5 protein-coding genes are annotated in these 4,901 nt (G+C 66.9%); 2 read left to right on the top strand and 3 right to left on the bottom strand.

Annotation, left to right across the window (positions count from 1 at the left end; all coding sequences use genetic code 11):
• From AB3X43_RS18395 to AB3X43_RS18405, 3 genes are all read right to left on the bottom strand, one after another.
• Nucleotides 1-229, bottom strand: a 229-nt coding sequence (locus tag AB3X43_RS18395) for a hypothetical protein (protein WP_369431318.1), incomplete at its 3' end; no start/stop codon positions are given.
• 358 nt (nt 230-587) lie between these two features.
• Nucleotides 588-2,084, bottom strand: a complete 1,497-nt coding sequence (locus tag AB3X43_RS18400) for a tripartite tricarboxylate transporter permease (protein ID WP_369431322.1) — start codon at nt 2,082-2,084, stop codon at nt 588-590.
• A gap of 2 nt (nt 2,085-2,086) precedes the next feature.
• Nucleotides 2,087-2,512 carry a tripartite tricarboxylate transporter TctB family protein gene (locus tag AB3X43_RS18405; protein ID WP_369431319.1) on the bottom strand — a complete coding sequence of 142 codons (426 nt, stop codon included), beginning with the start codon at nt 2,510-2,512 and terminating at the stop codon, nt 2,087-2,089.
• Nucleotides 2,513-2,667: 155 nt separating this feature from the next.
• On the opposite strand from AB3X43_RS18405, the gene AB3X43_RS18410 reads away from it, so the two are divergent.
• The gene (locus AB3X43_RS18410; protein ID WP_369431320.1) at nt 2,668-3,966 is read left to right on the top strand and encodes a nucleotide sugar dehydrogenase; all 1,299 of its coding nucleotides are present in this window, start codon (nt 2,668-2,670) and stop codon (nt 3,964-3,966) included.
• Nucleotides 3,954-4,781, top strand: a complete 828-nt coding sequence (fdhD, locus tag AB3X43_RS18415) for a formate dehydrogenase accessory sulfurtransferase FdhD (RefSeq protein ID WP_369431321.1) — start codon at nt 3,954-3,956, stop codon at nt 4,779-4,781. The genes AB3X43_RS18410 and fdhD overlap by 13 nt, the downstream gene beginning before the upstream one ends.
• Nucleotides 4,782-4,901: the final 120 nt, after the last annotated feature.

Consider the following 4,901-nt stretch of genomic DNA (forward strand, 5'->3'; position numbering starts at 1 on the left):
TGATGGACAGCAGCATCGCGGCGCGGTCCAGCACATGGCCGTGGGCGAAATGGACGACGAGGAAGGTGGTGACCGCCAGCAGCGGCTCCAGCAGCGCGGCGGTGAAGACGGGGATGGACGGTGGAGGTGCCGAGAAGGGCAGCGCATGGGCGGGGCTGTTCAGCGGTGGGCGGTTCTGCCCGTAGGAGCCGGGGCCGAAAAGGTTGGTGGTCTGTACGTCTGCTGGCATCGGTGTTTTCCCCTGCTGTTTTTTCACTCTCGCGCCCGGGAAGTGTGCTTGACGTTGGCCACCCGTGGCCATGAACTTCCCCACGGTGAATGGTTCTGTTTCAATTTTTCGCCAAACCGATTCCAGGCGTGCTGCCGGACAGGCTCCTTTCATGAGCCCGCGGGCTCTGGTGTCATCGTAAGCAAGGGGTGCGCCGGCGCGCCAACCGCGAATGCGGGGTTGTGTCGCAAATGAACGGTACTGCCCGGTTTTATCGGCCGGAAGCGAGAACGGCTGTGATCCGCAAGGGTCGCTTGCGCATCACAGCCGTGGGACGGGCCTCAAGGAGGCCCCGGTGGGTCTGGGGTTGGCGCGCCGACTAGGCCGGCACCGCCTGGGGCCGACGCGCGTTCAGGACGAACGAGACGACTTGCCACACGATGAACACACCGATCAGGCTGAGCAGGGTGCCGCTGATGGGGCGCGTGAAAAACGAGCTGAAGTGGCCGCGGCTCAGCAGGAGCGCACGCCGGAAGTTCTCCTCGAGCATCGGGCCCAGGATGAAGCCCAGCATGAGCGGGGCAGCGTCCAGGTCCAGCCGCATGAACAGGTAGCCGCCCAGGCCGAACACGGCGGTGACGAAGATGTCGTCCAGGTTGTTGTTGACGCTGTAGGTGCCGATGCAGCAGAAGAAGAGGATCGACGGGAAGAGCACCGCGTAGGGGATCTTGAACACCGACAGCCAGTAGCGCACCAGCGGCACGTTCAGCGTGATCAGGAAGCAGTTGCCGACCCACATGCTGGCCACGAGGCCCCAGAACAGGTCGGGGTGGCCGGCGATCATGTTGGGTCCGGGCTGGATGCCCTTGATGATGAACGCCGCCATCATCAGCGCCATCACGGCATTCTCGGGAATGCCGATGCTCATGAGCGGGATGAAGCTGGTGCGGGCGGCGGCTTCGTCGGCCGCAGCCTGGCCGGCCACGCCCTCGATGGCGCCGCTGCCGATCTCGTGCCGGTACTTGCTGACCTTCTTGTCGACCGCATAGGCCGCGAACTGGGCGATCACCGGACCGCCGCCGGGCAGGATGCCCAGGAACGAGCCGATCACGCTGCCGCGCAGGGCGCTGGGAATGATGCGCTTGAACTCGGCCCAGGTCGGGATGAGGTTGATCTCGCCGTTGAAGGGGGTGCGCTCGTCCTTGTTGTCGAGGTTCTTGGTGATCTCGGCGATGCCGAAGCAGCCCAGCGCGATGCTCACCAGGCCGACGCCTTCGGCGAGGAAGGGGAAGTCCATCGTGAAGCGCGGGGTGCCGCTGTTCACATCGGTGCCGATCTGTCCGAGCAGCACGCCGATCAGGCACATGGCCATGCCGTTGAGCAGGCTGCCGGTGGTGACGAAGCTCACGCACACGAAGCCGACCATCATCAGCGCGCAGTAGTCGGCCGGCCCGAACAGGAAGGCCACTTCGCCCAGCATCGGCGCGAAGAACGACAGCACCACGATCGCCACCGTGCCACCGATGAAGCTGGAGAAGCCCGCCGTGAACAGGGCCAGTCCGGTCTTGCCCTTGAGCGTCATCTGGTAGCCGTCGATGCAGGCCACGATGCTGCTGGCGTGCGGGATCTTCATCGTGATGGCGCTCACGCTGTCGCCATATTGGGCACCGTAGTAGATGCCGGCCAGCATGATGAGCGCGCCGCTCGTGGGGATGGAATACGTCAGCGGCAGCAGGATGCTGATGGTGGCCAGCGGACCCAGGCCGGGCAGCAGGCCCACGAGCGTGCCCACCGTGCAGCCGATGGCGCAGTACATGAGGTTTTGCCAGGTCAGCGCGACCCCAAAACCGAATGCGAGGTTGTGAAGGACGTCCATCATCAGTAGAGGGGTAGATTGAAGCCGAGGAGTTTCTGGAACGCCAGTCCGACGAGGACCAGACCGGCGGCGATCTTGATGTTGCGCACCACGGAGTAGGTCGCGGTGCCTGCAAACGAGGCGCAGAACACCATGAACACGATGCCCGCGATCATGTTGACATGCAGGGAGATCAGTGCGAATCCGCACAGACTCGCCAGGATGATGGAGATGTTCTTCAGGTTGAACTCCAGGTGCACGCGCTCGACGAAGCGCGACCGCACCACGGTGATCAACCCGATCAGGAAGAGCAGCGAACTCACCATCAGGGGGAACAGGCCGGGCCCCGCGTGGCTGAATTCACCGATCTGGTAACGCAGCGACTCCAGCCCGAAGGCCAGGGAGATCGCCAGAAGGAACAAGCCCCTCACTAAGTTTCGGTCGTTCATATGAAGTCGGATGAGTCTGCGGACCTGGCAAGGTTATCGAGGGATTGGCGCGGGCAAGTCAGTACGTCTACGTATGGCGCTGCAAAACCTGTCCGACCCACGGCGTGCGGGTCGGACACAATCCCGGCTGAACCGAATCCTCCCCCCGTCTTCGCATGCATCCCACCACGTCCTCTCCCACTGTCGCGGTCCTCGGCGTCGGCTATGTCGGCCTGCCGCTGGTCGTCGAGTTCGGCCAGCACCTGCCCACCATCGGCTTCGACATCTCGGCCGACAAGATCGCCCGCTGCCAGGCGGGCACCGACCCGTCGCGCGAGATCTCCGACGCGGACATGGCGCTGGCCATCCACGCCCGCTACACCTGCGACCCGGCCGCGCTGCGCGAGGCGGATTTCATCGTCGTGGCCGTGCCGACGCCGGTGGACGAGGCCCGCATCCCGGACTTCGGCCCGCTGCTCGGCGCCTGCCGCACCATCGGGCCGAACCTGAAGCCGGGTGCGGTGGTGGTGTTCGAGTCGACGGTCTATCCCGGCGCGACCGAGGAGATCTGCATCCCGGCGCTGGAGCGGGTGTCGGGGCTGGAGTGGCAGCGCGATTTCTTCGTCGGCTACAGCCCGGAGCGCATCAACCCCGGCGACCGCGAGCACCGCCTGACCAACGTCATCAAGGTGGTGGCGGGCGACTCGCCGGCGACGCTGGAGAAGGTGGCTGCGCTGTACCTGACGGTGGTGGAGCCGGGCGTGCACCGCTGCAGCAGCATCAAGGCGGCCGAGGCCTGCAAGGTGATCGAGAACACCCAGCGCGACCTGAACATCGCGCTGATGAACGAGCTGTCGATCATCTTCGACAAGATCGGCATCGACACCACCGAGGTGCTGGAGGCGGCGGGGACGAAGTGGAACTTCCTGCCGTTCCGCCCGGGGTTGGTGGGCGGGCACTGCATCGGCGTCGATCCCTACTACCTGACGCACAAGGCGGAGATGCTGGGCTACCACCCGCAGGTGATCCTGGCCGGGCGGCGCATCAACGACGGCATGGGCAAGTACATCGCCGAGCAGACGGTCAAGCAGATGATCGCGGCGGGCAGCTACATCAAGGGCGCGCGCGTCAACGTGCTGGGGCTGACCTTCAAGGAGAACTGCGCCGACCTGCGCAACAGCAAGGTGGTGGACATCATCCAGGAGCTGCGCAGCTACGGCGTCGAGGTCTTCGTGCACGACCCGGAGGCGGACCCGGACGAGGCGATGCACGAATACGGCGTGCGCCTGCTGGGCTGGGACGACCTGCCGCGGGCGGACGCCGTGGTGGCGGCCGTGGCGCACCGGTGTTTCCGCACGCTGGGCGCGGAGGACCTGGTGCGCAAGCTGGTCAAGGGCGGCTGCGTGATCGACGTGAAGTCGGCGTTCGATGCGCCGGCGCTGGCGGCGGCGGGGTTGCGCGTATGGCGTCTCTGATCGACTGCGTGGTGCGTCGCCTCGGTGCCGAGGTCGCGCAGGACGAGTCCGCCTGCCTCGCCGAAGAGGTGCCGGTCGCGCTGGTCTACAACGGCATCTCCCACGCCGTGATGCTGGCCACGCCGCAGGACCTGGAAGACTTCGCGCTCGGCTTCTCGCTGTCCGAAGGCATCATCGACCGCGCGGAAGACCTGCTCGACTGCGAGACCACGCCCAGCGACCTGAGCGTGTCCGAGTCGCTGGCCGGCGTGCCGGAGCAGGGGCTGTCGCTGGAGCTGAAGGTGACGCTGCGCTGCTTCATGCGCCTGAAGGAGCGCCGCCGCACGCTGGCCGGGCGCACCGGCTGCGGCCTGTGCGGCACCGAGCGCCTGGCCGAAGCGATCCGCCCCGTGCGGCGCGCGGTGGCGCCGGTGGTCGTGGCCGCGGCGGCACTGGCCCGCGCGATGGCCGAGATGCCGGCGCACCAGACGCTGTCGCAGGCGACCGGCGCCACCCACGCCGCGGCCTGGTGCGGGCTGGACGGCGCCGTGCAGCTGGTCCGCGAGGACGTCGGCCGCCACAACGCGCTCGACAAGCTCATCGGCGCGATGGCGCTGGCGGAGGTCGATCCGGCCGACGGCTTCATCGCCGTGACCAGCCGCGCCAGCTACGAGATGGTCTACAAGACGGCGAGCGCCGGCGTGGGGCTGCTGGCCGCCGTGTCGGCGCCGACCGGGCTGGCGGTGCGCACGGCCGAGGCGGCAGGCATGGCGCTGGTGGGTTTCGTGCGCGAAGACCGGGCGACGGTCTATACCCACGCAGACCGGGTGAGGTGACCGTCCCCCCGAAAGAACCCCGGGCATGGCTCCCTCCCCCCAGCGGGGGGAGGGTTGGGGAGGGGGGCTACCGGTACCGAGATGTCTGTTGACGCCGGAGCCCCCCTCCCTGTCTCTTAT

The sequence above is a fragment of the Sphaerotilus sp. genome, from assembly GCF_041083715.1.
Taxonomy (GTDB): Bacteria; Pseudomonadota; Gammaproteobacteria; order Burkholderiales; family Burkholderiaceae_C; genus Sphaerotilus.

What these genes read in the sequence shown, in the direction of transcription:
- fdhD (WP_369431321.1), top strand. Translation starts at nt 3,954, where the DNA reads ATGGCGTCTCTGATCGACTGCGTGGTGCGTCGCCTCGGTGCCGAGGTC.
- AB3X43_RS18410 (WP_369431320.1), top strand. Translation starts at nt 2,668, where the DNA reads ATGCATCCCACCACGTCCTCTCCCACTGTCGCGGTCCTCGGCGTCGGC.
- AB3X43_RS18405 (WP_369431319.1), bottom strand. Translation starts at nt 2,512, where the DNA reads ATGAACGACCGAAACTTAGTGAGGGGCTTGTTCCTTCTGGCGATCTCC.
- AB3X43_RS18400 (WP_369431322.1), bottom strand. Translation starts at nt 2,084, where the DNA reads ATGGACGTCCTTCACAACCTCGCATTCGGTTTTGGGGTCGCGCTGACC.